At 49.8% G+C, this 25,173-nt stretch carries 23 protein-coding genes and 1 CRISPR repeat array (1 of these 24 running past the window's edge); of the genes, 4 read left to right on the top strand and 19 right to left on the bottom strand.

The window, feature by feature from the left end; all coding sequences use genetic code 11:
- Positions 1–10: 10 nt before the first annotated feature.
- From AC0VXX_RS16215 to gmk, 18 genes are all read right to left on the bottom strand, one after another.
- Positions 11–1,558: an HAL/PAL/TAL family ammonia-lyase gene (locus AC0VXX_RS16215; RefSeq protein ID WP_475515105.1), complete on the bottom strand. Its 1,548-nt coding sequence runs from the start codon at positions 1,556–1,558 to the stop codon at positions 11–13.
- Positions 1,559–3,283, bottom strand: a complete 1,725-nt coding sequence (locus tag AC0VXX_RS16210; RefSeq protein WP_475515104.1) for a glycosyltransferase family 2 protein — start codon at positions 3,281–3,283, stop codon at positions 1,559–1,561.
- On the bottom strand, positions 3,283–3,654 hold the full coding sequence (locus AC0VXX_RS16205; protein ID WP_475515103.1) for an ApeI family dehydratase: 372 nt from the start codon (positions 3,652–3,654) through the stop codon (positions 3,283–3,285). Before AC0VXX_RS16205 ends, AC0VXX_RS16210 begins: the two co-directional genes overlap by 1 nt.
- Positions 3,647–5,020 (bottom strand): AMP-binding protein, encoded by a 1,374-nt coding sequence (locus AC0VXX_RS16200; protein ID WP_475515102.1) that lies wholly within the window; start codon positions 5,018–5,020, stop codon positions 3,647–3,649. Before AC0VXX_RS16200 ends, AC0VXX_RS16205 begins: the two co-directional genes overlap by 8 nt.
- The gene (locus AC0VXX_RS16195; protein ID WP_475515101.1) at positions 5,017–5,565 is read right to left on the bottom strand and encodes a COG4648 family protein; all 549 of its coding nucleotides are present in this window, start codon (positions 5,563–5,565) and stop codon (positions 5,017–5,019) included. Before AC0VXX_RS16195 ends, AC0VXX_RS16200 begins: the two co-directional genes overlap by 4 nt.
- Entirely contained in the window at positions 5,565–5,813 is a 249-nt protein-coding gene (locus AC0VXX_RS16190; RefSeq protein WP_475515100.1) for an acyl carrier protein, read from the bottom strand. Before AC0VXX_RS16190 ends, AC0VXX_RS16195 begins: the two co-directional genes overlap by 1 nt.
- Positions 5,814–5,821: 8 nt before the next feature.
- Positions 5,822–6,076, bottom strand: coding sequence for a phosphopantetheine-binding protein (locus tag AC0VXX_RS16185; protein ID WP_110457601.1), 255 nt, complete (start codon positions 6,074–6,076; stop codon positions 5,822–5,824).
- A complete protein-coding gene (locus AC0VXX_RS16180; protein WP_475515099.1) occupies positions 6,054–6,872 on the bottom strand; it encodes a lysophospholipid acyltransferase family protein in 819 nt (272 codons plus the stop codon). Before AC0VXX_RS16180 ends, AC0VXX_RS16185 begins: the two co-directional genes overlap by 23 nt.
- Positions 6,865–7,599, bottom strand: coding sequence for a beta-ketoacyl synthase chain length factor (locus AC0VXX_RS16175; protein ID WP_475515098.1), 735 nt, complete (start codon positions 7,597–7,599; stop codon positions 6,865–6,867). Before AC0VXX_RS16175 ends, AC0VXX_RS16180 begins: the two co-directional genes overlap by 8 nt.
- 233 nt (positions 7,600–7,832) lie before the next feature.
- Positions 7,833–8,705: a DUF3014 domain-containing protein gene (locus tag AC0VXX_RS16170; RefSeq protein WP_475515097.1), complete on the bottom strand. Its 873-nt coding sequence runs from the start codon at positions 8,703–8,705 to the stop codon at positions 7,833–7,835.
- 150 nt (positions 8,706–8,855) lie between these two features.
- Positions 8,856–10,931, bottom strand: coding sequence for an ATP-dependent DNA helicase RecG (gene recG, locus AC0VXX_RS16165; protein WP_475515096.1), 2,076 nt, complete (start codon positions 10,929–10,931; stop codon positions 8,856–8,858).
- A 271-nt stretch (positions 10,932–11,202) separates the two neighbouring features.
- Complete coding sequence (locus tag AC0VXX_RS16160; RefSeq protein WP_475515095.1) at positions 11,203–12,135, bottom strand: calcium/sodium antiporter; 933 nt, start codon at positions 12,133–12,135, stop codon at positions 11,203–11,205.
- A 175-nt stretch (positions 12,136–12,310) separates the two neighbouring features.
- Complete coding sequence (locus tag AC0VXX_RS16155; RefSeq protein ID WP_475515094.1) at positions 12,311–13,966, bottom strand: AMP-binding protein; 1,656 nt, start codon at positions 13,964–13,966, stop codon at positions 12,311–12,313.
- Positions 13,967–14,156: 190 nt separating this feature from the next.
- Positions 14,157–14,855, bottom strand: coding sequence for a tRNA (guanosine(18)-2'-O)-methyltransferase TrmH (trmH, locus tag AC0VXX_RS16150; RefSeq protein WP_475515093.1), 699 nt, complete (start codon positions 14,853–14,855; stop codon positions 14,157–14,159).
- Positions 14,856–14,925: 70 nt separating this feature from the next.
- Positions 14,926–15,309, bottom strand: coding sequence for a RidA family protein (locus AC0VXX_RS16145; RefSeq protein WP_119978559.1), 384 nt, complete (start codon positions 15,307–15,309; stop codon positions 14,926–14,928).
- Between the two features lie 79 nt (positions 15,310–15,388).
- Entirely contained in the window at positions 15,389–17,494 is a 2,106-nt protein-coding gene (gene spoT, locus AC0VXX_RS16140; RefSeq protein WP_475515092.1) for a bifunctional GTP diphosphokinase/guanosine-3',5'-bis pyrophosphate 3'-pyrophosphohydrolase, read from the bottom strand.
- Positions 17,495–17,507: 13 nt separating this feature from the next.
- On the bottom strand, positions 17,508–17,789 hold the full coding sequence (gene rpoZ, locus AC0VXX_RS16135) for a DNA-directed RNA polymerase subunit omega (RefSeq protein ID WP_012275521.1): 282 nt from the start codon (positions 17,787–17,789) through the stop codon (positions 17,508–17,510).
- Positions 17,790–17,848: 59 nt separating this feature from the next.
- Complete coding sequence (gmk, locus tag AC0VXX_RS16130) at positions 17,849–18,472, bottom strand: guanylate kinase (protein ID WP_475515091.1); 624 nt, start codon at positions 18,470–18,472, stop codon at positions 17,849–17,851.
- Between the two features lie 207 nt (positions 18,473–18,679).
- On the opposite strand from gmk, the gene AC0VXX_RS16125 reads away from it, so the two are divergent.
- The 4 genes from AC0VXX_RS16125 (at position 18,680) to AC0VXX_RS16110 (ending at position 23,488) form a co-directional block, all read left to right on the top strand.
- Complete coding sequence (locus AC0VXX_RS16125; RefSeq protein ID WP_475515090.1) at positions 18,680–19,822, top strand: hypothetical protein; 1,143 nt, start codon at positions 18,680–18,682, stop codon at positions 19,820–19,822.
- Between the two features lie 185 nt (positions 19,823–20,007).
- On the top strand, positions 20,008–20,946 hold the full coding sequence (locus AC0VXX_RS16120) for an NTP transferase domain-containing protein (protein WP_475515089.1): 939 nt from the start codon (positions 20,008–20,010) through the stop codon (positions 20,944–20,946).
- A complete protein-coding gene (locus AC0VXX_RS16115; RefSeq protein WP_475515088.1) occupies positions 20,939–22,003 on the top strand; it encodes a phosphotransferase enzyme family protein in 1,065 nt (354 codons plus the stop codon). Before AC0VXX_RS16120 ends, AC0VXX_RS16115 begins: the two co-directional genes overlap by 8 nt.
- Positions 22,004–22,201: 198 nt before the next feature.
- On the top strand, positions 22,202–23,488 hold the full coding sequence (locus AC0VXX_RS16110; protein WP_475515087.1) for an acetyl-CoA hydrolase/transferase family protein: 1,287 nt from the start codon (positions 22,202–22,204) through the stop codon (positions 23,486–23,488).
- A gap of 274 nt (positions 23,489–23,762) precedes the next feature.
- Here the strand turns inward: AC0VXX_RS16110 and AC0VXX_RS16105 are convergent, their stop codons facing one another.
- Positions 23,763–24,374, bottom strand: a complete 612-nt coding sequence (locus tag AC0VXX_RS16105; protein ID WP_475515086.1) for a paraquat-inducible protein A — start codon at positions 24,372–24,374, stop codon at positions 23,763–23,765.
- 447 nt (positions 24,375–24,821) lie between these two features.
- Positions 24,822–25,173: a CRISPR direct-repeat array (repeat unit 28 nt) (it continues 4,598 nt past the right edge of the window).

Genomic DNA, 25,173 nt, shown 5'->3' with positions numbered 1-25,173 from the left:
GCATCATTCCTTAGTGGCACACTTCCCATAACCCTTGCTGTATTTTATCGACCGTTTGGCGTAATACCTGCTCTAGCGGCCGGTCTTCGCTTAAAAAGTCGAAGTCAGCGCTCACCTGTTGCAGGGTTTTCGCCACCGATGGGGTCAAGGATGCTTGGCATAACTCTTGTTGGCTTACCCGCAAATGAATGCCTTGAGTCATGGCGAGTAAGGCGGCGGCCGCGACTTGTTCGGTTAACTGTAATACCCGCATGCAGTCTCGCGCGGCAATGGTGCCCATGCTGACCTTATCTTGGTTGTGACACTCGGTCGAGCGTGAAAAGACGCTGGCGGGCATGGTGTTTTTTAGCGCTTCGGCCGTCCAGGCTGATACGCCAATTTGCACCGCTTTAAAGCCATGGTTAATGGCGCGGCGATGGCCGGTCGCCCCCGACAAGTTAGCCGGTAAGCCATTGTTAAATTTGGGGTCCATCACCAAGGCCATCTGGCGATCGATAAGGTCAGCAAGGTTCGCCACTGTATTTTTCATCGAGTCCATGGCAAAGGCGATGTGGCCGCCATAGAAATGGCCGCCATGGAGAATATGCTCACCTTCGGCGTCGACAATGGGGTTGTCGTTGGCACTGTTGAGTTCGGTCTCAATAAACTGGCGCATAAACGGCAGGGCATCTTGCAATACGCCAATAATGTGGGGCGCGCAGCGGATAGAGTATCTATCTTGTAAGCGATCAGAGTTGCGTGGATGTTCATGGTGATTCAAATCGGCGCGGATCCAAGCGGCAATTTGGTTTTGCCCTGGGTGTGGCTTGGCGGCAAACAGTATCTCATCGAAGTGGTTAGCGTTGCCCTTAAGCGTTAACGAGGCCATGGCGGTAATGCGGCTGGTCAGGCGGGCTAAATACTGGGCTCTGTCGTATGCAAGGCAAGCCAGCGCCGTCATTACCGCGGTGCCGTTCATCAGCGCGAGCCCTTCTTTGGGGCGTAAGGTGAGCGGCGTGATGGATAGCTGGGCGTACACCTGGGCTGTCGCTTGGCGCTTGCCTTGATAAAACACCTCGCGCTCGCCGACCAATACCGCCGCTAAATAGGAGAGCGGGGTGAGATCGCCACTGGCGCCGACCGAACCTTCTTGGGGGATCACGGGAATAATATTAAGATTGAGCAAGGTTTCGATGCGCTGCAGCAGCTCATAACTCACCCCAGACTTACCCAGTGCCAACGAGTTGAGCCGGCACGCCATTACCGCGCGGGCCTGCATTTCACTGAAAGTGTCGCCGAGTCCGCAGCCATGAAAGCGTGACAAGTGCAGCGGCAGCTCATGGACCAAGTCCAGCCCCACGGCAACAGTGCAGGAGTCGCCATACCCTGTGGTGACACCATAAACCACGCCCTCTTCGGCCAGTAGGCTGTCGATAAAGCGGGCGCCTTTTTGAATCGACTCTTGGTAATCTGGGTGGCGGTTGAGTTTGGCCTGAGCGCCTTTGGCAATGGCCACCACCTCTTCTAGCGTCAATGAGCGTTGGCCGAACTCAATGAGGTTTACTGCGGGTTGCGTCATCTATTTATCTGTCCTGTTAGCGGTTGAGGGGCGAGTTACACTCGCCGCGCGCAGGTGCTCGTCATCCTTGCGCCAAAAATCGAAAAAGTTAAACCACTGCAGTGGCTCGCGCCGTGCGTAGTATTCAAGCCTTGCGCTGTAGCGGCCAATGGCTTGCTCTAGGCGTTGCATGCGTCCGGCGCGTGGCCCTTTCAGGGTGTCGCTAAAGTGTTCTAAATAGACGCGATAGCGGCCCTGCTCTCGCAAGCAAAACATTAAATATACGGGGCAGTCGAGTAACCCTGCCAAAATAAAGGGCCCCTGAGGAAATGGCGCAGGTTTACCCATAAAGGGGGCGTAAACCACTCGGCCTTCGCTGCGCGATGAGGTGCGATCGCCTGCGATAACCACTAACTCTCCTTGGGCGACTTTTTCGTGCAGCAGCATGGAGGTGGTGGGGCCCAGTTCGCTCACTTGGATAAGGTTTAGTGCGCTGTCTGGGTTGAGTTGTTTAAGTACCCGATTGAAGTTTTCGGCGTTCTCGGTTAACACCATCACATTGACTTTAATCTTGTGCTGGTGGCTGGATATCGCTCGGCACAGCTCTATGTTACCTAAGTGTGAGGCCAGCAATACCGCGCCTTTCCCCTGTTCAATCTGTTGGTTGAGTAGCTCGCGGTTCGCGAAGTCTACTTGGCTTATTTGTAGCCGATTGCACCAGGCATCGATACGGTCTAAGGCGGCATTACCAAAGCTGATGAAGTGTTTTAAGCTATGGCGCCACCCTATTTTGCCCTTGAGTTGGGGGTGTTGGGGTTCAACGCTTTTAACTTGCTGTAAAAATTGCAAAGAGGCGGCTCGAGCGCTGCTGCCGGTAAGAAAGAAATAGCCGATCACCGGATACATAATGGCGCGGCATAACCAGTGGCCGCCAATCTTATAGCTACTTGCGAGCAGCTTGATGCCCCAATAACTGCCGCGTTCGCTGATGCGCGACCAGTGTCTGGCTTGTTGTGGCTCGGGCTGGTGCAGCAGTCGCTTAGGTAGGCGTTTGAGCATGGTGAAAAACAGTTTGGTATGCAGGGCTGAGATGCGTAGGTTATCGCGTACCGCTTGGAAGTGGCTGCTACCATCTTCTGGATAAATCACCTTGGTGGGCAGGTGCACGATACGTGTGCCTTGCCAGTAGAGTTTGACTAAGATCTCGATGTCAAAGTCCATGCGCTCGCCTAGCGCCTCGGTTAAAAATAGTCGCTCTGTCGCCGCCAGCGGATAGACGCGAAAGCCACACATGGCATCTTTTATCTCAAAACTTAAGGTCTCTACCCAGACCCAAAAGTGGGTGATATAGCGGCCATAGAGACGGCCTTTAGGCACAGAGTCATCGTATTGCGGCTGGCCGGAAATCACCGCCTCTGGATGGGCTTTGGCGTGCTCGATAAAGGCCGGAATATCGTCCAAATCATGCTGACCATCGGCATCGACTTGCAAGGCGTGGCTAAAACCATCGGCGTAAGCCGCCCTTAGTCCCGTGGTGACCGCGGCTCCCTTACCCCGATTATAGGGGTGATGCAGTAGGGTAACCCAATCATATTGTTCGGCTAATTGGCTTAATAGGTAGCGGGTCTCATCGTTACTGCCATCGTTAACCAGATAGCAGGGCAGGGCCAGCGGCGCTAAACGCTCAAGGGTTTGCTTAATCGCCTGTTGATGGTTGTAATTGGGAATGACTAACGCTAATTGCATCAGGCGCTCTCCTCGAGTTTAGCGCCGCTCAGGGCGATACGACCCGAGCCAAAACGTTTGTCACCATCGTAATAGGCAAAGGTGAGTTTATGCTTGCTGGCATTGAGGCTGATTTTGAGAAACACCTGGCTGTTAGGTAATATAAGTTGCTGAAACTTTAGTACTTCAAGGCTGTCGACTTGTGCTTCATAGCCAAATTCGTGCGCGCCGAGTTGCACCGCCCAATCTAACTGAGTCACCCCGGGTAACACGGCTTGCTGTGGAAAATGGCCGTCGAAATAGGGTAGGGTTGCCGTAATATCGAGGTGCCATTCGACGCCATCGGCGAGTGTGGTCTTACCGATAATGGGCGGTAAACTGGACTTAATCATGGCTAAATAACTCGATTAATCGTTGATTATCACGCTTGCCCTGCGGGGTCAGCTCAAGCACCTCAGGATAGCGCCAGCGTCTAGGCAGAGTGACCCGTTCAAACTGGGTTAACAGGTGGGCTTTGAGCAGGTTATTCACCGCTAACTTACCTTCATTGTTGAGCAGTTGTTGCCCTTGAGCCGATAGTACGATGGCCGCGCCAAGCTGCATGCGTGGTTGCTCTAATACCATTAACATGGCTTGAGACACCATGGGGTGGCGTTCTAGTAACTGTTCCATCTGCACTAAGCAGATACGTTTCTCTTCAATTTTGACGATGCGGTCGAGTCGACCCAACAGATGAAACTCGCTGTCGCTGACAAGATTGACTTTATCGTCACATTTTAGCCAGTCGTCATTGTCCAGATAAGGCGATTTGAGCAGCAGCGCGCCATCCATTGTATCTTGCTTAATCTGGTGTGAGGCAAAAATGCGCCAAGGTTGATTGTCGGCGCTTTGACGGCGATAAGCGATGCCACCGGTTTCAGTGCTGCCGTACACCTCAATGGGCGGTTTGCCATAGCAGTGGGCGATTTCTGCTGCCGCTTGGAAATTGAGCGGCCCGCCAGAGCTAAAGACTAAGCTGGGCGAATGCAGCTGTGGCTGATGCTCGAGTGCTTCGGGAAGTCGCGACAGTTGCGCCGGGCTACTGATCAAACATAAGTTAGGAAATAAGCTAGTGTAATAGGTTAAGGTTTCTGGGTACTCCACCAGATCGCTCAGAAAAGGGCGACTGGCGGCTAACGGCCAGAGAATTTTAAACAAGAGCCCATAAATATGTTGGTGTGACACTGTCGATATCACGCTGCAATGGGGCAGGTGCGCCGCAAATGTTTGCTCCAGTACGCTGACTTCGGCATCGAGCTGGGCTAGGGTCTTGGTAATGGCTTTGGGTTGGCCGCTGCTGCCTGAGGTAAAGAGCACCAGTTCACCCACGACAGCGTTATCTGCAAGGGGCGGCCAGTGAGATTCGGCGCCAGAGTGCTCTTTTTTGAGCGTCAACATCAGCTTACCTTCACACAGGCAACTGTCAGACAAGATGCCGTCAAACTCGTGTGTCAGTTCACTCAAGGTGCCAGCTTGGGTATTGCTAGGTAAGATCAATTGTTTACCCGCAAGCAACCCCGCGCACAACCCTATGGCGAAGAGATCGCTACTGTCGCTTGCCAGTAACCAGCGCTTGGCGGGTTGCTCACTTAGGCTAGCATGCAGGGCGGCCACTTGGGCGGTAAATGCGCTACCCGTGACGATGTCGTGGTGATTGAAGCTGATAAGTTGCTGGCTCGAGGGGCCTTGAGACAGCCAAGTTTTTAATAGCTCTGTCATGACTTTGTTAACCACAGTGTTCGATATAGCCATTCCCCACCGAGTAGCAGCCCAATAAGCAGATACGCGATGAGACCGTTGTACAGGGTCCAAGTTGCTAAGCTGGTGTAGTGGGCCGTATACCAGGCCGCTACGCCGTTAACAATAAATAGCCCGCACCAGAGTTTGGTGACGTTGGCCAAATAGGGTATCGCCGCGTCAGGCAGCTTGGGTTCTTTCAACCTCGCCAGACGCTCTATCATGCTGGGGCCGTGTTTAAGCGAATAAGCAAACAACCCCAACATAGTCAGATTGATCACCACAGGATAGTAGAGTAACCAGTCGTTACGCTTGGCAATAAAACTGCCCGCGGTCAAGACGATGCCAGCCAGTAGCGGCAGGGCCATCGCCTTGACGCGCTGTTGTTGAATGGCTAAGCGTGCCACCAACAAAAGGCATAGGCTTAAAGCAATCACGCCTGGTGGCAAGTAATGCAGCCCAAAATATACGGCTATGGGGTAGCCCAATAACAGCAGGGTGCTAATTACTTGTATTATCAGGCGCATTACTGCTTAACGAGTCCTTCGATGGCAGATACTACATCATCGACCGTGCGCACCGCTTTAAACTCATCGGGTTGGATTTTCTTGCCCGTGAGTTGTTGCAGTTTGATCACCAAATCGACCGCATCTATGCTGTCGAGATCGAGCTCGTCATATAATGAGGCCTGAGGGGTAATATCTTGCGCTTCAATTTCGAACTCTTCGACTAATATTTTTGTCAGCATGTCGAGGATCTGTTGACGATTTTGCATGTAACCCCCTACGCGCGTTGCGATTCAATAAAGTCGGCTAAGCTAGCCACACTGAAAAAGTGTGCCTTGGTCGCTTCGGAGTTGGCTTCAATTTTTACATCGAACTGTTTCTTTATCGCTAAGCCCAGTTCTAGTGCATCTATTGAGTCTAAGCCTAAGCCCTCACCAAAAAGGGGGGCGTCGGTGTCGATATCGTCGATGCTGACGTCTTCAAGATCGAGGCAATCAATGATCAGTTGTTTAATTTCGTTTTGTAAGCTCATAATTAGTATCAAGTTGTTGTTTATAATAGTTTTCAAGATCTCGAGTCAGTTGACGCGCCATCTTGGCTTCGCCGCCTGGGCCAGCATCATACCCGATATGGGCAATGGTTTCGCCTACTTCAACATGCATGCCTATGGTTTGGCGAGGTATTTCATACCAAGGCTGCTGTTTGGTGAGGCCAACGGCATTGGTGCGCAATACAATTGGGATCAGGTCTGTTTTCGTCCGTAGGGCGATATTGGCCGCCCCGCGCGCAAATGGGTTGATGATGGCTCCTTGTTGAGTACGGGTGCCTTCGGGGAAGATGATTAGGCAAGTGCCCTGATGCAACACCGCTTGGCAATCTTTTAAGAGTAGATCAGCACCGCGATTAGGGATATAGCCGGCGCTAGAAAGCACGGCGCGTAACAGGGGGTTACGCCACAAGCTTTGCTTAACGATGCAGCCCACATTAGGCATTAGGCTGATAAGCACCACGACATCCACCAGTGTGGGATGGTTGGCGATAATCACTTTGCCCTTAGCGCCATTAAGGCGATGCAGATCTTGACTGGTCACTTTGATTACCCCTGACCAAGTCAGTAAGGTGACAAAGCCGCCAAACATCCTATGAACCGTACGCTGGACGCGCGCGGCTCGTTGCTGTGGATTGCTTGAGCATATCCTCAGCACAGGGATCACTGTTAAAGAGAGCAGTAAGCCTCCGAGGCCGAAAGCCACATAACAACTGACGCCTGCTAACCAGCGCGGAATATAGGCCAGTGAGTGTAAACCTGTGCCTGTTGTGCTAGCCATGGGAGAGTTGCCAGATGAAGCGGTTTAAACGCCCATATAGGGGGTGTTTGCAGGCGATAGCATGGAGCAGTTGGCCATAACTTAAGGGTGGCGCATCGAGATACTGTTGGGCGTTGGGTTGGGTGTGTAATTGCAGCAACGTGGCGGGTGGCGAGTCAGGCGTTGGCAGCGACAATTGCAGCGCGATAGCGATAGGCAGCTCAGGTTCATGGGTGAACTCTTTATACACATCAGAGACTGGCTCATCGCCAAATACCAGCAGTACATCGCTATTGTCCTCAAAAAGCTGGCCATAAGCCTCAATAAGAGCTTGTTCCAGCGTAGTTTCGCAGGCGGCGATAGAGGTTGAGGCCGCGCGGTTATGGGTCAAAATACTAAAGATACCGCTAGCAGTATTGTGTACCGATTGGCTAAAGCCCATGGGGGAAATGGGCTGTTCTTGCACAATATCTTCGAGGAGTTCGACGGTGCGATTGAGCTCGCCATGACGCGAAGCGAAAATGGTGCGGCATTGAGCTGGGGCATCACATTGAAATGCCGCATCGAGCAGCATTTTGGTCAGCTTACTAAAGCGTCGCCGCTGCATCGCAGGAACTTGAGGCAGTGTTGGTGCACTCGCCAGATGATCTTCATCGCAGAGCGAGTGAGGCCATTGTTGCCAATCGGCTATCTGTTGGTAGCGTGGTGACCAAGCGCCTGACGATTGGATCCTAAAGGTTAACTGCACTGCTTTGCCTCAATCTGCAGCGCACGGCTGCGTTTTCCATAACAAGGGAAGATGGGCTTTAGGCCGCATCAATTGTGCCATTGTACACCGATATGTAGAGAAAAAGCACGGTTTGCGCTATGCAGATGTTGCCCTGTTATGGCGGTAATTATGGAAGACCAAGCGAGATAAAATACAGCGCTAATCGATAAAAAAACCGCCTAGGAAGGCGGTTTTTTAAGTGTTGGCGGTAACTACTCTTGCAGCTGTTTTTTTAGCTTACGTAGCGCCATTTTAACTTTTTTGCTGTTTTCGGGGCCCATACGGATCATCAATTTTTGTGCATTGGGTAACGATTCGAGCTGTGGGTCGACAAACTTATAGTTAACGCTAACGCTATTGAGTTCAATGGCTTGCTCAATAATGGGCGCAGCCAGCACCACGTCAATAGCGTCGATCATGCGTTCGTTAAAACTGCCATTACTGTACCCGAGTTCATCAAACGCCTGGTTCAGTAGTGGCGTTAACTGTTCATAGGTGGTGACCAGTTGCTGCTCATCAAGGTTGCTAATAAAGTCGGCGTAGAGATCGTATCTGTGGTAACTGTCAGGATTAAGATAAGTTCTATTACTCACATCTGAGACAGTAAATTGGCTGTTAGGCGCCTTAAGTGGGCTAACTTTGCGGGCTAACTGCCCTTGGGCGATATTATCGACGAACACCACAAAGTGTCTGATGATATCTTTTTCAACTAAAATCGGGTCGATTTTCATGCCATTGGCGACGTCGAGTGTTTTGGCTTTCACATAACTATCGCTGTCGGCGAGTGTTGGAATGGGTGCAACTTGTGGTGTTGTTACTTGCGCAACTGGCGGCTCAACAACGGGCTCAGGCTCGGCTTCTGGCTCTGGCAGGTTAGCATCAGTGGGTAATGGCTGCTCGGGGACGATTTCGGGCAATGTCACTGCTGTAGGTTGTTCTGGCTCTGATTGGGTTTCTTTGCTGTCAAAGAAATAATAAGCGCCAGCGGCCACGATCAGCAAAATCACCACAATAGCAATTGTTAGTGCGCTGGCACCACCACGTTTTTCTTGCGGGGCAATTCTATCTTCTTGACTAACTTGCATGAGAGTTCCTTGAAAAATAGCTCGTGTTTGAGGAGGGGCCAACACGGCCTATCTCCATTCTGCAAAATTCAGTCAACTTGTCTAGCTAAGTTGGCTGAAATAAAAAATATTTAACTTCAACAAAGAATATAACCTAAGTTATAGCACTGATTAGGCTTGCACATATTGCTGCCTGTTCCCGAGCCAGCGCATGATGATGGCATCGACATTCTCTGGAGCCTGCTGCATCACGTGCTGCGCCAGTTTTTGAATATTGGGGATCAAGGCTTGATCGCGGATAAGATCGGCGATTTTCATGTCGACAATACCAGTTTGTTTGGTGCCCAGTACCTCTCCTGGTCCGCGTATTTCGAGATCTTTCTGCGCGATAACAAAACCATCATTACTGTCACGCAGTACGCCTAATCGCTTTGTCGCGGTTGCCGACAGCGGAGCCTTATACATGAGGACACAGTGACTGGCGATGGCGCCGCGGCCAACACGCCCCCTGAGCTGATGCAGCTGTGCTAGACCTAAGCGTTCGGGATTTTCGATGATCATTAAGCTGGCATTGGGCACATCGACGCCCACTTCAATCACAGTCGTGGCAACTAATAATTGAATCAACCCCGCTTTGAAATCGGCCATAATGGCTTGCTTTTCTGCGGGCTTCATCCGTCCATGTACCAGACCTACTGATAACTCAGGTAGTTGCTGCTTGAGTTCCTCTGCGGTGTCTTCTGCCGCTTGGCACTCTAATACTTCCGATTCTTCAATCAGGGTACAGACCCAATATGCTTGGCGATTATGTTGCAGAGCGGCTTGGCGGACTCGCTCAATCACCTCTGCTCGTCTGCTATCGGATACCGCCACCGTGGTTACGGGAGTTCTGCCGGGCGGTAGTTCGTCAATAATAGAGGTGTCTAAATCGGCGTAGGCGGTCATGGCTAATGTGCGCGGGATAGGCGTGGCGGTCATGATTAATTGGTGTGGATGAAAGCCCTGACTGATCCCCTTTTCACGTAGTCCCAGTCGCTGGTGTACGCCGAACCTGTGCTGCTCATCAATAATGATCAGGGCTAGGTTATTAAATTCGACCTTGTCTTGAAAAATCGCGTGGGTACCAATAACGATATGGGCTTCACCACTTTTTATCATGTCCAGAGACTGGCCGCGCGCCTTACCTTTAAGCTTGCCCGCTAGCCAACCCACGGTTAATCCCAGTGGCTCAAACCAAGCGGCAAAGTTATTGGCATGTTGCTCTGCCAGTAGTTCGGTGGGCGCCATCATGGCGACCTGATAACCGCTCTCAATCGCTTGTAGCGCCGCCAATGCGGCGACTAAGGTTTTGCCTGATCCCACATCGCCTTGCACTAAGCGCATCATAGGATGTTGCTGGCGTAAATCACTCTTGATCTCTGCCACCACACGTTGCTGGGCTCCAGTTGGGCTAAAGGGTAAGGCGGTTAAAAACGGATTGACCAGTTGGCCGCTACCTGTGAGCGATACGGCCGCGTCGCGATTACTGCGTTGCCTTAGCTGTAACATACTCAAATTGTGGGCCAGTAGTTCTTCTTGGATCAAGCGCTGCTGCGCCGGATGAGAGCCTTGTTCGAGTGTAAAAGGGTCGGTGCCTGTGGGTGGCCGATGCAGTAATTTGAGCGCCTCTATGAGCGACATCTGATTAGGTCGCAGCGCTGGCGGTAATAACTCGGCCAATGCGCCACTGTCGAGCAATGCCAACGCTTGGTCGGTCAATTTTATCCAGCTGGCTTGCTTTAGCCCTTCGGTAGTGGGGTAGATAGGGGTGAGTGTTTCACTGAGCCCTGCATCGCTGGGGCCATGTATGACCTTATATTCTGGATGGATGATCTCTACCGAATGTTTAGCGCGGCGCACTTCGCCATAGGCGCGAATAGTCGCTCCATTTTCTAAACCGTTGCGCTGGGCGACTGAAAAATTAAAGAAACGTAAGGTCATCATGCCGCTGTCATCGCGTACGGTGCAGGTGAGCATACGTTTGCGGCCTTGAATAATTTGCGATGACTGAATCACGGCTTCTATGGTGCCATAGCTACCGGGATAAAGCGCAGCAATGGGATAAATCTGGGTGCGGTCTTCATAGCGCAGTGGCAGGTGAAATAGGAGATCTTGGACTGTTTTTATGCCGAGCTTATCTAGCCGCTGCGCCATTTTAATCGCAACGCCCTTTAGCTCTGTAACAGCCATAAGATCGAGTCTATCCACGCTTTATACCCATTTGATTCATTGAGTCATTTAAACAACTATTGGCTCAATCACTGTAAATATATACATATATTATCAGAGTTTACTCTGAACGCAATCTTAGTCAAATTGACGTGCTGTGGGCTGCGACAGTCCGAGGGAAAAAGCACATGTGCGTGGTGAAGCGTGAGAGGGGTGAGGCAAATACAAATAGACCTAGGACTCTTGCCTAGGTCTATTTGTTGAGCTATTGGGTTTGGTGGCCTTGTTTAAGGCTGCTTCATTAGCGGTGTTATCCCATAGCGCTATTAATGAGATAACCCATATAGGCAAGGTAAGCCACTAGCAGTAAGGCCCCCTCGCGGCGCCCAATGCGTAAGCCTGTCCACGCCACAGGCAGTAAGATCAGCGCCAGCGCCAGCATCACACTCATATCGATAATTTGTAACCCACCCGAGGTAATAGGATGCACAAGTGCAGTAATACCTAAAATACCCAATATATTAAAAAGGTTAGAGCCAACAACATTACCGATGGCGATATCGCTTTCGCCTTTACGGGCCGCCACGACCGATGTCACCAGTTCAGGCATGCTGGTGCCGATCGCGACTATGGTCAGGCCGATAATTAACTCGCTAACCCCAAATTGCTGTGCCAGTGTCACCGCACCATCGACAAACAGCATACCACCGCCAACCAGCATGCTGATACCCACGGCGATGAGTAGAGCCGCTAACAAGGGATGTACCGAACTTGAGCCTGGAATATCGTCGGCTCCTTCCCCTTTGCTGCTGATATAGCTAAAGCCTAAATAGGCCACTAGCAATGCTGTGAGCAGTGCACCATCGAGCAGGCTGACATCGCCATCGTTAATCAAGCCCCAAAACAGTAGACTGGCGCCGATCATGATGGGGATATCCCGTTTGATCATTTGCGTCTGTACTTGTATTGGCCGAATAAGGGCGGTGATGCCTAAGATCAAACCAATATTGGCAATGTTAGACCCGATGACATTACCGATTGCGATACCTGGGTTGCCAGCTAATGCAGATTTAAGGCTTACAGCCAGTTCAGGTGCACTAGTACCGAATGCAACAATAGTTAATCCTATGATTAAAGGTGCAATTCCTAACTTTAATGCCACCGAGCTAGCACCGCGTACCAAGGCTTCTGCCCCCGCGGTCAGGATAATAAAACCACCGATAATGGCTAATAAAGTCAACATGGTTACCTCCAATAAACGTTAGGCGGCAAGGATAGGCTTTCGCACTCGGAAGGCAACTAAAATTTCGCACTACCAAGATTAAATTTTATTTAAGATAAGCGGTTAAATTAATAGTAAAAAAGCACGTCTTAGACGTGCTTTTAGCTGTTACACCGATTAATTTATGCCTAAGGGCTTAAAGTTCATCTTCCCAGCGGATTTTACCGCCGCGCAGCCCATCGACTTTGGCACTAAAGCGCTCTTCAAGTACGTGGCGTTTAATCTTGAGTGTCGGCGTGAGGACATCGTTGTCGATATCCCAAGGCTCACTGACGACCACTATGGCATCGACAGTTTCGTGAGACTCTAGATGCGGATTAACGCTGTCGAGTGTCGCCTTGAGTGAAGCGCGGATCTCTTCTTTAGGTTGTAGCGCAGCACCCTCTGAGAGTTGCACCAAGGCGATAGGGTGCGGTAAGCCCGAGCCTATGATGCAGATGAGCTCAACGTGAGGATCTTGTGCCAATTTACGTTCAATTGGCACTGGAGCCACATATTTGCCTTTAGAGGTTTTGAAGTTGTCTTTAACTCGTCCTGTGATGGTCACATAACCCTCATCATCGATAGCGCATAAGTCTCCCGTGTGGAAATAGCCTTCGGCATCGAAACTGCTGGCGCTGGTTTCGGGTTGTTTATAATAACCAGTCATTAGGCCTGGGCTTTTAACTAACAGCTCACCATTGTCAGCTTGCTTTATGCTGCAGCCTTCTACGGCGCGGCCAACGGTGCCAATTTTACTCACATTGAAAGGGTGGTTAATGATGGAGTAAGCGCTGTTTTCTGTCATGCCCCAGGCTTCGCAAATATCTAGGCCAATCTTGTGGTACCAAGTGATCAGCGAGGGGGGAATAGGCGCTGAGCCGGATCCCAGTAGATGACAGTGTTCAAGCCCTAATCCTTGGCGGATTTTACGCTTAACAATACTGCTGATGATAGGCACTTTTAGTAAGAAATTCAGTTTGGTATAGCCAATTTTATCGATAATATTTTTCTGAAATAGGCTCCAAAGCCTTGGCACAGAGAAAAACACCGTCGGTCTGGCACGTTTAACATCGTCGACAAAACTGTCGAGACTTTCAACGAAGGCCACACTACTGCCGGAATAGAATGAGGAGCCTTCCATCGCCACGCGTTCAGTAATGTGCGCCAGTGGCAGATATGATAGTAGCCTATCTTCTACATCGGTTTTTAGATCGCGCACCACGGCTTTACAGGTCCATTCAAAACTGGCGAATGTTTGTATCGCCCCTTTAGGCTTACCGGTAGAGCCCGAAGTGTAGATGATGGTCATTATTTTATCTGAGGTGATAACCGGTGCGTCAATCAAAGGCTGGCCCAATTTGAGCAAATTGTCCCAGTGATATTGGGCTGGCATGGTGTCATAGGGCATCGCCATACGCAGGATATCGCCGCCGACGCCAGCTTCTTGATCGGCCCAGTAATCGAGTTTGCCAATAAAGATGGCTTTGGCTTCGCTGTGCTCTAGCACGTAGCGAATGGTATCGGCGTTTGCCGTTGGGTAAATAGGTACGCTGATGTAGCCGCCATGCATTAACGCCAGATCGGTAATAAACCATTCGGCGCAGTTTTTCGATAAGACGGCAATCTTTTCACCTGGCTGCAGGCCGAGGTGACGCAGCGCTCCTGCAATTTGCTGCATTTTTTGCTGCACTTCTCGCCAGCTAAAGTCGACGTATTTGCCGTTGATGGGTTGTCTTAGGTAGGTGCTGTCGCCATAGAGGTCGACCCAATGCTGCAACATGTCGACCGGAGATTTAAAGTGTGAGTCCATCTGCAATTCCATAGTTATCCATAGGGTGAAAGTAAGCGCATCGAGTTGTTCTGTTTATATGTGCACGCTAGATGAGTATGGCGAATAATGTGATCTATGACAATTGTTTTTGCTTGAATAATAGACGAATTGTCATAGATTTAGCATTAGGATAACTTAGGTAGTGGCGTTAAATTATGCCGATAATACTTTACTGATCCGCGTCTGGATCGGGGGCGCGCATCCGTTGCCACCAGGTGTCATCGGCTACAATTTGTCCCTGATCATCGATGCGCGGGTAGGGGATGTTTTTACGCCGACAAGCCTTGGCGTAAATGGGATGACCCTGTTCAAATAGCATGGTTTGGCTGTAAGCGTCATCTAAGGTGCGCGTGCCATACATGCCTGCATGTTCGCGTTGACGCTGAGCCTCGTACATGATTAACGCCGATGCGACCGACACATTTAGTGATTGCACCATGCCCACCATAGGAATAATGATGTGCTGATCGGCAATTGCAAGCCCTGCTTCACTGACCCCATCGCGCTCGTTACCCATGATCACTACCGTAGGTTTGGTGTAATCAACCTCGCGAAAATCTACTGCGCTGGGAGAAAAGTTGGTCGCTAACACCTGCATGCCTTGTTGAGCAAACTGGACGGCAGCTTCATCCATATGGTAGTGCTTTATGGTGTTCACCCATTGCTGGCTACCTGAGGCAGTATTACCCGATACCCGCATTTCGATGTCGGGCCATACGGCATGGATTTGATGGATACCAACGGCATCGGCTGTGCGAATAACCGCTGCAATATTATTGGTTTTGTGGACTTTATCGAGGCAAACAGTAAGGTCGGTTTGGCGATTGTCTAGCATTTGATTGATGCGGGCGAAGCGTTCTGGGCTCATGGCGATTGGTGTTACTTGTCGGTCAAAAAGTAGCAAGGGCGCCGCGGCGCCCTAAAGGGTAATGGCTGGATTAAAGCTCCATCACTCCGTCCATTTCAACTAACGAATCTTTCGGTAGTTGCTTAACGCCAATGGCGGCGCGGGCAGGATAAGGTTGCTCAAAGTAGCGCCCCATTATCTCGTTGACGGTAGCAAAGTTGCTTAGATCGGTCATATAGATATTGAGTTTAACGATATCTTGCAGTGAACCGCCTGCGGCTTCACAAACGGCGGTTAAATTATCAAATACCTGAACCACTTGGGCAGCAAACTCATCACTGACCATCTGCATAGTTTCAGGATTTAACGGGATCTGGCCAGAAAGATACACTGTGCCGCCCACTTTAACTGCTTGAGAATAAGTACCGATAGCCTGTGGGGCTTTGTCGGTTGCGATAATAATCTTCTCTGCCATAAACATTTTCCTACTTATCGTTATTAATAGTTGTCGTTATGTCGACGGGTTAATAAATGCAGGCTAAGCGCCGCGCAACTTAACGGTTGCGCGAGGTACGCAATACTTCGGGTAGTACTCGAATACGGCGCATCACATTGGCCAAATGAACTCGGTCGGTCACCGAGATCCGTAAGTTAATCAAAAAGACTCTGCCATCACGCTCTTCGGTACTCAAACTATGAATATTAGATCCTTCGGCGGCCACGATAGAGGTGATTTTTGCCAGTGCGCCTTGATGATTGACAATTTCGATACGTAAGTTGGCTTGGAACTCGATACCTTCGGCGTTATCCCAATGCACAGGAATATATTTATCGGGTTCGCCCTGATAGCCACGAATATTGGCGCAGCTTTCCATGTGCACCACCAACCCTTTACCAGGGCTAACATGAGCAATAACGGCATCGCCAGGAATGGGGCGGCAACAGTTAGCAAAAGATACCAGCATCCCTTCGGCGCCGCGAATGGGCATCATATTGGCTTCTTTGTGTTCTTGGGTTTCTATTCTATCGCCTTTAAGACGTTGGGCAATAACAATGCTCATGGCATTGCCTAGACCGATATCGGCGAGTAAGGACTCGAGGTTTTTGTGCTTGGTTTCATGCACGACTTTGTCAATCTGTTCTGGTGCAATGTCTTTAAGTTTGACATCACCTAATGCATGATTGAGTAGACGTTTACCTAAAACCACCGCCTCATCTTCCTTGAGACTCTTGAGTAGTTGCCTTATCTTGGCGCGTGCCTTACCTGTGACGACAAAGTTAAGCCAGGCTGCGTTAGGTCTGGCACCTTTAGCGGTAATGATTTCGACGGTTTGCCCCGAGATCAACGGCTGACTCAAGGGATACGCTTGGCGATTGACGCGCGCGCCAACACAAGTGTTACCGACATCGGTATGCACTTCATAGGCAAAATCCACCGGCGTTGCTCCCACAGGCAGCTCCAAGATGCGCCCTTCAGGGGTGAAGACATAAATCTCTTCAGGGAACAGCTCAGTCTTAAAGTTTTCTACAAATTCAAAGGAGGTGCTGGCGCTTTGTTGCAGCTCCAATAGGCTTTGCATCCACTTGCGTGCTCGCACTTGGGTGGTGGTGCCTTGCTGTTGCGTGCCGGCGCCTTTATAGAGCCAGTGAGCCGCGACCCCTTTGTCTGCCATCTGATCCATATCTTCGGTACGAATTTGTACTTCAACAGGAACCGCATGGGGGCCAAACAGCGAGGTGTGCAGCGATTGGTAGCCGTTCGCTTTAGGAATGGCAATATAATCTTTAAACCGCCCAGGACGTGGTTTGTATAAGCTATGCATCGCGCCCACCACTCGATAACAGGTATCTATGGTGTCGACTATGATGCGGAAGGCATAGATATCCATGACTTCTTGAAATTGGAGTTCTTTATTACGCATCTTGTTATAGATGGAATAAAGGTTTTTTTCTCGCCCCTTTACCGTGCCTTTGATGCCCGCATCTTCTAAGCGGGTTTTTATCGCCACTTCAATGCGCTGGATCAGCTCTTTACGGTTACCGCGAGCCGCCTTGACTACCTCTTTGAGTACGCGATAGCGCATCGGGTAGTAAGCCTGAAAACCTAAATCTTCGAGCTCGGTCTTAATGTTGTGGATACCTAAGCGGTTGGCGATCGGCGCGTAAATTTCTAAGGTTTCACGGGCGATACGACGGCGTTTGTCGGGACGCAGTGCACCTAAGGTACGCATATTGTGGGTGCGGTCGGCAAGTTTGATTAAGATGACGCGAATATCTTGGGTCATCGCCATCATCATCTTGCGAAAGTTTTCTGCTTGGGCTTCTTTTTTATCGCGAAACTTGAGTTTGTCTAGCTTAGAGACGCCCTCAACCAGCTCACCAATGGCGGGTCCAAAAAGTTCGGACAGCTCTTCTTTGGTGACGGGGGTATCTTCGATAGTGTCGTGCAGCAGAGCGGCCATTAGCGTCTCATGATCGAGACGCATATCGGCCAGGATGCGAGCAACCGCAACCGGATGGGTAATATAAGGTTCGCCACTGGTACGCATTTGCCCTTCATGAGCATCGCGCGCAACCTGATAGGCCTGCTTGAGTAATTCTACTTGCGTCGGTTCTAAATAAGCTGACGCAGACTCCTTGAGACCTTCAAACAGATACAAGTGGCAGCACTCCTTATATAGCGTTGCGGCCTTCAGCGATAGCAGCAACAGCAGCAATTTCTGCCGCTTCACGTTCGCGCACAGTTTGACGCTCATCGGCATCAAGTGTGTCAGCGGTGACTAAACCAAGTTCGATTTCGCGCAGGGCGATAACCGTTGGCTTGTCGTTCTCTTCTTCAACCATAGGGTCTTTACCCTGCACGGCGATTTGGCGAGCACGACGCGCTGCAACCAGGATCATATCAAAACGGTTGCCGATTTGGTTTACGGCGTCTTCTACAGTTACGCGAGCCATGTGTTGAAACTCCAGTGATTATGGGTGAAAAAATGACGCAAAATTATACATTATGACAGTTAGTCTGCCAACAGATCGTTAAGCATATCATTTAGAGTATGAATTTGACCAGCGCGAGTAAGGCGTTGGCTACGAATAATTGCTTTTAAATCGACCTGAGCTTGCTCAAAGTCGTCATTGACTATGATGAAGTCGTATTCACCATAGTGTGAAATCTCAGAAGTGGCTTGTGCCATGCGGCCAGCAATCACTTCGCTACTGTCTTGACCTCGGCCAGTAAGACGGCGCTCAAGTTCAGCTTTTGACGGCGGTAAGATGAATACCCCTATGGCCTCTGGCATCATCTGTTTCACCTGTTGCGCGCCTTGCCAGTCAATATCGAGAAACACGTCGATCCCTTGGGCGAGCATCACCTCAATCGCTTCGCGAGAGGTGCCGTAGTAGTTACCAAACACTTCAGCCCACTCAAAAAAAGCTTGTTTTTCAATAAGCGCTTTAAATTCATCAACCGAGACAAAGTGATAATGTTGGCCGTCGACTTCCCCCACACGTGGCTGGCGCGTAGTATGCGATACAGACACTTTCATATCGGCAGGATTATCCTGCAAAATAGCGCTAAGAAGAGAAGACTTACCGGCACCACTAGGCGCTGAAATAATAAACAGGTTTCCGCGAGCGGTCATGAGCGTGCTATCCAAAAGCTGATTGATTTAGGTAGCCAGACATTATACAGCCTAGCGGTAAAATTAGGCTAGTGATTTAGCCTATTAGTGTCACTGTTTGTCCGCCAAAGTGGGTAATTTATGGTAGTTTTTAAGTTCTAGCTCAGAGTCGATAGCGTAGACTCTTGGCTGAACCTGTGAACCGATAGCCAATGTAGTAGGATTTTTATGCAGTTTAATACCTTTTTTTGTCGTCAAGGCGTGGATAGCAGTGTGCGTTTTGCGCTGATCAATCTCGCCGCATTCTTTGCCGTATTGATTTTCTATGTGCTACTAAACGGCCATGTATCGCTATTGTTAGTTGGGCTGGCTGCGGCATTGTTTGCTAGCTTAAGTGCTAAGCGTCGGTTGCAAGGTCGGCCCATCATATGGGCTTTTTTGCCTGTGCCTGGGCTGATATTGTTGAGTGTTGGCCTGATTAATGAAGCTAATACCATAGTTATTGGTTGTGGTGTGTTACTGGAGTTGGCAGCCTGCGTGTTTGTGGTGCTGCAAGCGCCAGCTAAAAGCCAATTTACGGCAAGCTGTTACGGCTATCAGGGGCCATTATCACCGGCGAATCGCCGCGTAAGGCGTGTCGAGCCTGTGATTGCTGGCGATGCGCGCGACGCTGTTATGTCCCTTGAGCTTGATGATGACCCCAATGAGCGCCCCTATCGATATCAGGGGCATCAGGCTAATGACCAACAATCTTTTGAGCATGCTATCGGCTCTAGTACTCACAGCGCGAGTACACATAATAGTGAAGCCCTCGCAAGTATCATAAAGGTGATAGGTCAAGGTGCTTTGCGTGCCATTAAGGTGATTAAAGCCCGGCCCCGAGCCAGTTTGCTTGGCGCTGGCAGCTTGATGTTAGTGAGCGCATTAGTGTTAATGTGGTCGGATGAACCTAGCTCTACCCAGAGTGTGCAGCAGAACAGCGCCGAAGCATCAGGTAGCATAAACCAAACGGCCTCTTATCAAGAGGCAATAATGCCCGACGGTTTTAGCATACTACTCGATGAAGATGTGCTGATGATCAGTTGGTTGGGTGAGCGCGGCGAGCCAGGATTATTGTGGTCATTAGCCACTGGTAAAGGGGATAGTAGCTGCCAAGAGTTAACCTTTAATAATGGTGCTCAATATCGCCCGATGGAGGTGAGTTTATTGCCTGACTCATCGACGTTAGCCCGATTTTCGCCGCTCGATACCCGAGCCATTCTTAACGATGTCGCCATGCGCGGCAGCCTTAAGTTGTGTGGGTATCAGTTTAGTCTCAAAGGCAGTCAGGCGGCGTTGGCGAAACAAGCGGCGTTTCGTCCCTATCTTTAGGCTAGTGTTCAACACTATGAACGGGTGATTAATCGGCGAGATCTATCACAGCTAGCTTTATACAATAGGGGGGGAATGGCGGCCATTGGCGCTGGTGTTCATCGTCATAACTGATTAAACTCGTCGGTTACATTTTTAATGGTCGGTGGCCAGCGCGCCGCCCCTAGTCCAGTTGGTTGTAGACAATGGTTGCGACGCACTCTTCTAGTACACCCGATAATGAGTTCAATAATGTCACGCTGGTGATCATGGCAGCTGGTTTAGGTAGTCGTTTCGGCGGCGATAAACAACTGGCAAACCTAGGGCCGCATGGCGAAACCATGCTTGAGCTCTCGCTGGCGAGTGCGATAAAGGCAGGATGTTCGGCGGCGGTGATTATCACCCGCGCCGAGCTTATCGAACCGCTGCAGCAGCGGTTAACCGCCTTGCCAGACGGTTTTGCACTGCATTTTTGTGTGCAACAAACCGATGACTTACCAGCCGAGTGTTTGCCTTTGCAAGGTGAAGCTAAGCGGCGGGGCAAGCCCTGGGGGACTGCCCACGCACTTTGGTGCGCCAGGCATTGGGTTAATGGCCCTATGATAGTGATTAACGCCGATGATTATTATGGTGATAATGCCTTTAAATTGCTGGTCGATGGCTTTAAACACGCTAGCGAACGGTGGCAAATGGTGGCTTATTGCCTCAATGAAACCTTGTCACAACATGGTGGCGTTAATCGGGGGATTTGCCAAACACAAGGGGACTATTTAAGCAGTGTCCAGGAGTGGCTCGATATTGCATGGCAAGGTGATAAACTGCTGGGACACAATGGTCAGCACCAAGCTGAGCTGGATCCACAAAGCCTAGTGTCGATGACATGCTGGGGGTTTTCGGTCGATATTTTTAGGGTGTTAGAGCAGGCCTTGATTCACTTCATCAAAGATAGTGGTCATCTTGCTGGCAGTGAATGTTACTTGCCCGCTGTGGTGCAGACTTGCCTACCGTCACAGCATCAGCAAGACCATAATATCAGCGTCAAACCGGTTTACGTTAATATTAGCGCCGACACCTGGATGGGCGTGACATATCCGCAAGATGCCCTCTGGGTCAAACAAAAATTAATGGAGTTATTGGGTGATTGAGCTTATTCGGCAGCAGGTGCTGCCCCACTTTGGCATAACCGATTGCGCTAAAGTGTCGCCCCTTGGCAATGGTCATATCAATGACACATTTTTAGTGCGCTCACCGCAGGGCGAGTTAGTCTTACAGCGGATTAACACTCAAGTCTTCAAGAGGCCAGAAGCCTTGGTGAACAACGCAAAAAAGATAGCCAGCCACTTGCAAGTGAAAGCGGCGTGCGGTGATTATCATTTAAGTGTGGTGGCACCTGTATTGACCATGGATAACGCCTTATATGTTGATTTAGCCGACAATGGTTTTTGGCGCGCGATTAATTACTTACCCCACAGTCATAGCATCGAAGTGGTATCTAATGAGCAAGAGGCTGAGTCAGCCGCTAAAGCCTTTGGCCATTTTTCACGCGCCTTGAGTGATCTAGATGCGACCGACTTGGAAGATGTGATCCCGCAATTTCATCATCTTCCCGGACGAATAGCGCTGCTTAACCAGGCCGCCACCCAAGACATGGTGGGTCGATTAGTACACTGCCAACACTGGGTTGATTTTGCACTGGCGCAGACTCATCTACTTGATGAATTGGCTCTGTTGGCTGAGACATTACCGCTGCGAACCTGCCATAACGACACAAAAATCAATAACATGCTTTACGATAAGCGCGACATGAGCAGTTTAGCCATCATAGACTTAGATACCTGCATGAAAGGGCATTTAATGTATGATTTTGGCGATATGGTGCGCACCTTTACCTCGCCCGAGGAGGAGGATTCCACCAACCTTGATAAGGTTGAAGTTCGCGAGTCGATATTTGCCGCTATCTGCCGTGGCTACTTAGCTGAGCTAGGTGATGTGTTAACTGTGGATGAAAAGCGCAGCCTGTGGCTAGGCGCGCGAGTGATCTGCCTAATGATTGGGGTCCGCTTTTTGACCGACTATCTCAATGGCGATAGCTACTTCCATGTGCAGCATGACACCCATAATCTCGATCGAGCGGCCAATCAGTTTACCTTGTATCAAAGCCTATTGAACCAACAAGCGACGTTGAAAAAGTATTTTCAATAGCCTGTGCACAATAGCGATTAATCAAGTAAAAGAGCGCAAAATAATGCGCTCTTTTGGTTTATGCCCGTTGAGGCTCCCGGCAATATTTGGCTAGGTTGCTCAAGATCAACTAAGGTGCAACTCATCCTCGCAATCACTATTAAAGTGTTGCATAAGCCCTTACACTGCTTACAGATTAATAACATTGGATAACCATTGATGGCCCCCATTATCTGTAACACTGCCCTAGAAGCTGTGTCTTTAATCGAAAGCGGTGAAACCCTGTGGACACACTCTATGGGGGCGACGCCTAAGGTGCTACTCGATGCGCTAGCGCAGCATGCGTTGACGATTCAAGACTTAACCCTATTACAGCTGCATACCGAATGTGCCGAGTCGCTTAGCTCATCCAATCTGAAAGGGCATTTGCGACACCGCTGTTTTTTTGGTGGCCTGCCAACGCGTCAATTGTTACAGCGTGGCGATGCCGACTATGTACCTATTTTCCTCTCGGAAGTCCCCAAACTGTTTCGCTCGGGCGAGCAACCCATCGACACCGCTATCATTCAAGTGTCGCCACCAGATAAACACGGTATCTGCTCTTTAGGTATCTCGGTAGAAGCCACCTTGGCCGCTTGCCAAGTAGCTAAAAAAATCATCGCTCACATCAACCCTATGATGCCGCGCACTCACGGTGATGGATTTATTCATTATCAAAAATTTGCCGCTGTGTATGAGCAGAGTATGCCTTTACCACAACACCCACTCGCTGCCAGCGATGTCACCAGTTTGGCGATAGGTCAAAATGTGGCAAAACTAGTGCGTGATGGTGATTGCTTACAAATGGGTATAGGCGCGATCCCCGACGCCGTGCTTGCCTGCTTAACCGAACATCAAGACTTAGGTGTGCACACTGAGCTATTTTCCGATGGCGTGCTCAATCTGGTCGAACTTGGGGTGATCAACAATAGCCGCAAAAAAGTGCATCCTGGTAAATTGGTCACGGGTTTTGCCCTCGGTAGCCAGCGACTCTATGACTATGTCGACGACAACCCATCGGTGATCTTTATGGATATTGAGCAGGTCAATGACACCTCGATTATCCGTAAAAATCCCAATGTGATGGCAATAAACTCGGCGCTGCAAGTGGATATTTCGGGACAAATTTGCGCCGACTCATTAGGCACGCGTATCTATTCTGGCGTAGGTGGGCAGATGGACTTTATTCGCGGTGCGGGCCTATCAGAAGGCGGCCGCTCGGTGATCGCACTGCCAAGCACTGCAGCGCGCGGAAGTGTGTCACGTATCACCACTGTGCTATCACCAGGTGCAGGCGTGGTGACCACCAGGGCTCATGTACATTACATCGTCACCGAATATGGCATCGCCAATTTGCGAGGTAAATCACTGCGAGAGCGAGCCCGCGCCTTAATCGACATCGCTCACCCAGATTTTAGAGAGCAGCTTTGCCAAGAAACCTTCGATATGTGGGGACTCACGGTTTAGTTCCATCTTGTAATAAACATATAGCCTCTGCGAAGGGGCTTATTCCCTCTTGAGTCGCACTACTTTGACTCGTTCTCTGGGAGCATTCTTTGCCAACCAGGCCGAAGCGTCAGCCCTAATAGACAAGCTAGGATACCGATAAGGTTATCCTGGTGTTTACTGTTATGGCATTGGTTATGTTGAGGTCTTTTGGCTGGTCGCGCATCAGCCCCTTTTCCTCAAACCTGTCACTCCTGTTTCGATGAGCTGGGACAGAAAGAAGCAAAGGGCAGCATTAGTATGACGTATATTTAGGTCTACTCATCAATAAGTTAGAAGCGATAGCAAATAGGCAATAGCCGGTGAAAAACCAGAAGCCGATTTCTAGTTGGGCGTGCATCACTATCAATTCGCCCATCTGATCTTTGGCGTTACCGGCGAGATAACTGACAATGATGGCGACCACAAATACATCGGCCATGCTCCATTTACCTATGGCGTCGATAACGCGTGTAAGTATTATCGCCGTGCTGCCCTGAGTGAAAAGCAGAACGGCTTGCGCCAGTAGTTTGAGGGTAGGAATAATTACCGAGAAGGTGACAATCAAGAGCCCGACCAACAGGTTACCACTTTGTATCAGGTCTTGTACCGTCCCCAGTATACTACGGTGCTTGCTATAAATTTCCACCTGGCCCTCCAGCTGGTTAAAACCGAGGAATGCTGATACCGAGCCGAGCAAACCGCGTGTTTCACTGTCTTGAGTCATTAACTCTATGGTGGTCTGGGCAAATTGGGATTTATCAGCGTGGCCATCTAGGCTTAACATTGGCAGGCTGAGACCGGGTATAAGTAGGGCTAGGGCGATGAGAATCACTAATAACTGTAGCCATTTACTCCGTTTTGACATGATTGCTCCATTTTTCTATGTTGCCTGTGGGTTGGCACCTGAGGATCGATTATACCCTATTTGGAGTGAACGCTAGCTGAATGTCGCCGCTCACGCTGGAGATATTTTTTATCATGCCAAGCGTCACCTTTAAAGTCTGGTTGCAGCCACAGGGTGATGCATTTTCATCATCTGGCTGAGACTCTTGTCGATATTGTCTATCTTAATTTTAGAGAGCAGCTCCGCCAAAAGACCTTCTATCATGTGAGGACGTACATTTTGGCTTTACAGCATCTCAAAACGAAAAAAGCCTCATATTGAGGCTTTTTGCTAAGAGCGAGGTATTTATTCTACGTTTTGGATCTGAATGTTGAACTTGAAATTTAAATCCTTAATATTCAGATTGTTGTGTTTATTTGGTGATAATTAACTAGGTTTTAGTCACCAATTTAGTCACCAAGTCTACTTTAATTAAGCTGCCTGTGCGGCAGTGAACATAAGTATTTTCCAGAGGGTGCGGGCGCGTTTTTTCTAAGCTGCCTGTGCGGCAGTGAACGGTGAGAGCTATCCAATGAGTGCACGACATTTTTTCTAAGCTGCCTGTGCGGCAGTGAACGCCCCCTTATTGGTTGTCTTGCGCTGACAACTTTTCTAAGCTGCCTGTGCGGCAGTGAACACAAACTAGTGTTAGTCCTGATGAATCACTGTTTTCTAAGCTGCCTGTGCGGCAGTGAACGGTTGATTAGGTTATTAAGATAAACTCTAAAATTTCTAAGCTGCCTGTGCGGCAGTGAACATTTACGTGTGATTTGATTGAAGT

The organism is Shewanella sp. QJM3NY_23 (assembly GCF_056173105.1).
The sequence above is the reverse complement of the archived record's forward strand: the minus strand, read 5'-3'. Positions and strand labels throughout refer to the sequence as shown.

Excerpts from the sequence above, each read along its gene's own strand:
- AC0VXX_RS16215 (WP_475515105.1), bottom strand. The coding sequence starts at position 1,558 with ATGACGCAACCCGCAGTAAACCTCATTGAGTTCGGCCAACGCTCATTG.
- AC0VXX_RS16210 (WP_475515104.1), bottom strand. The coding sequence starts at position 3,283 with ATGCAATTAGCGTTAGTCATTCCCAATTACAACCATCAACAGGCGATT.
- AC0VXX_RS16205 (WP_475515103.1), bottom strand. The coding sequence starts at position 3,654 with ATGATTAAGTCCAGTTTACCGCCCATTATCGGTAAGACCACACTCGCC.
- AC0VXX_RS16200 (WP_475515102.1), bottom strand. The coding sequence starts at position 5,020 with ATGACAGAGCTATTAAAAACTTGGCTGTCTCAAGGCCCCTCGAGCCAG.
- AC0VXX_RS16195 (WP_475515101.1), bottom strand. The coding sequence starts at position 5,565 with ATGCGCCTGATAATACAAGTAATTAGCACCCTGCTGTTATTGGGCTAC.
- AC0VXX_RS16190 (WP_475515100.1), bottom strand. The coding sequence starts at position 5,813 with ATGCAAAATCGTCAACAGATCCTCGACATGCTGACAAAAATATTAGTC.
- AC0VXX_RS16185 (WP_110457601.1), bottom strand. The coding sequence starts at position 6,076 with ATGAGCTTACAAAACGAAATTAAACAACTGATCATTGATTGCCTCGAT.
- AC0VXX_RS16180 (WP_475515099.1), bottom strand. The coding sequence starts at position 6,872 with ATGGCTAGCACAACAGGCACAGGTTTACACTCACTGGCCTATATTCCG.
- AC0VXX_RS16170 (WP_475515097.1), bottom strand. The coding sequence starts at position 8,705 with ATGCAAGTTAGTCAAGAAGATAGAATTGCCCCGCAAGAAAAACGTGGT.
- AC0VXX_RS16160 (WP_475515095.1), bottom strand. The coding sequence starts at position 12,135 with ATGTTGACTTTATTAGCCATTATCGGTGGTTTTATTATCCTGACCGCG.
- AC0VXX_RS16155 (WP_475515094.1), bottom strand. The coding sequence starts at position 13,966 with ATGGACTCACACTTTAAATCTCCGGTCGACATGTTGCAGCATTGGGTC.
- trmH (WP_475515093.1), bottom strand. The coding sequence starts at position 14,855 with ATGAGCCCAGAACGCTTCGCCCGCATCAATCAAATGCTAGACAATCGC.
- AC0VXX_RS16145 (WP_119978559.1), bottom strand. The coding sequence starts at position 15,309 with ATGGCAGAGAAGATTATTATCGCAACCGACAAAGCCCCACAGGCTATC.
- rpoZ (WP_012275521.1), bottom strand. The coding sequence starts at position 17,789 with ATGGCTCGCGTAACTGTAGAAGACGCCGTAAACCAAATCGGCAACCGT.
- gmk (WP_475515091.1), bottom strand. The coding sequence starts at position 18,472 with ATGACCGCTCGCGGAAACCTGTTTATTATTTCAGCGCCTAGTGGTGCC.
- AC0VXX_RS16125 (WP_475515090.1), top strand. The coding sequence starts at position 18,680 with ATGCAGTTTAATACCTTTTTTTGTCGTCAAGGCGTGGATAGCAGTGTG.
- AC0VXX_RS16120 (WP_475515089.1), top strand. The coding sequence starts at position 20,008 with ATGGTTGCGACGCACTCTTCTAGTACACCCGATAATGAGTTCAATAAT.
- AC0VXX_RS16110 (WP_475515087.1), top strand. The coding sequence starts at position 22,202 with ATGGCCCCCATTATCTGTAACACTGCCCTAGAAGCTGTGTCTTTAATC.
- AC0VXX_RS16105 (WP_475515086.1), bottom strand. The coding sequence starts at position 24,374 with ATGTCAAAACGGAGTAAATGGCTACAGTTATTAGTGATTCTCATCGCC.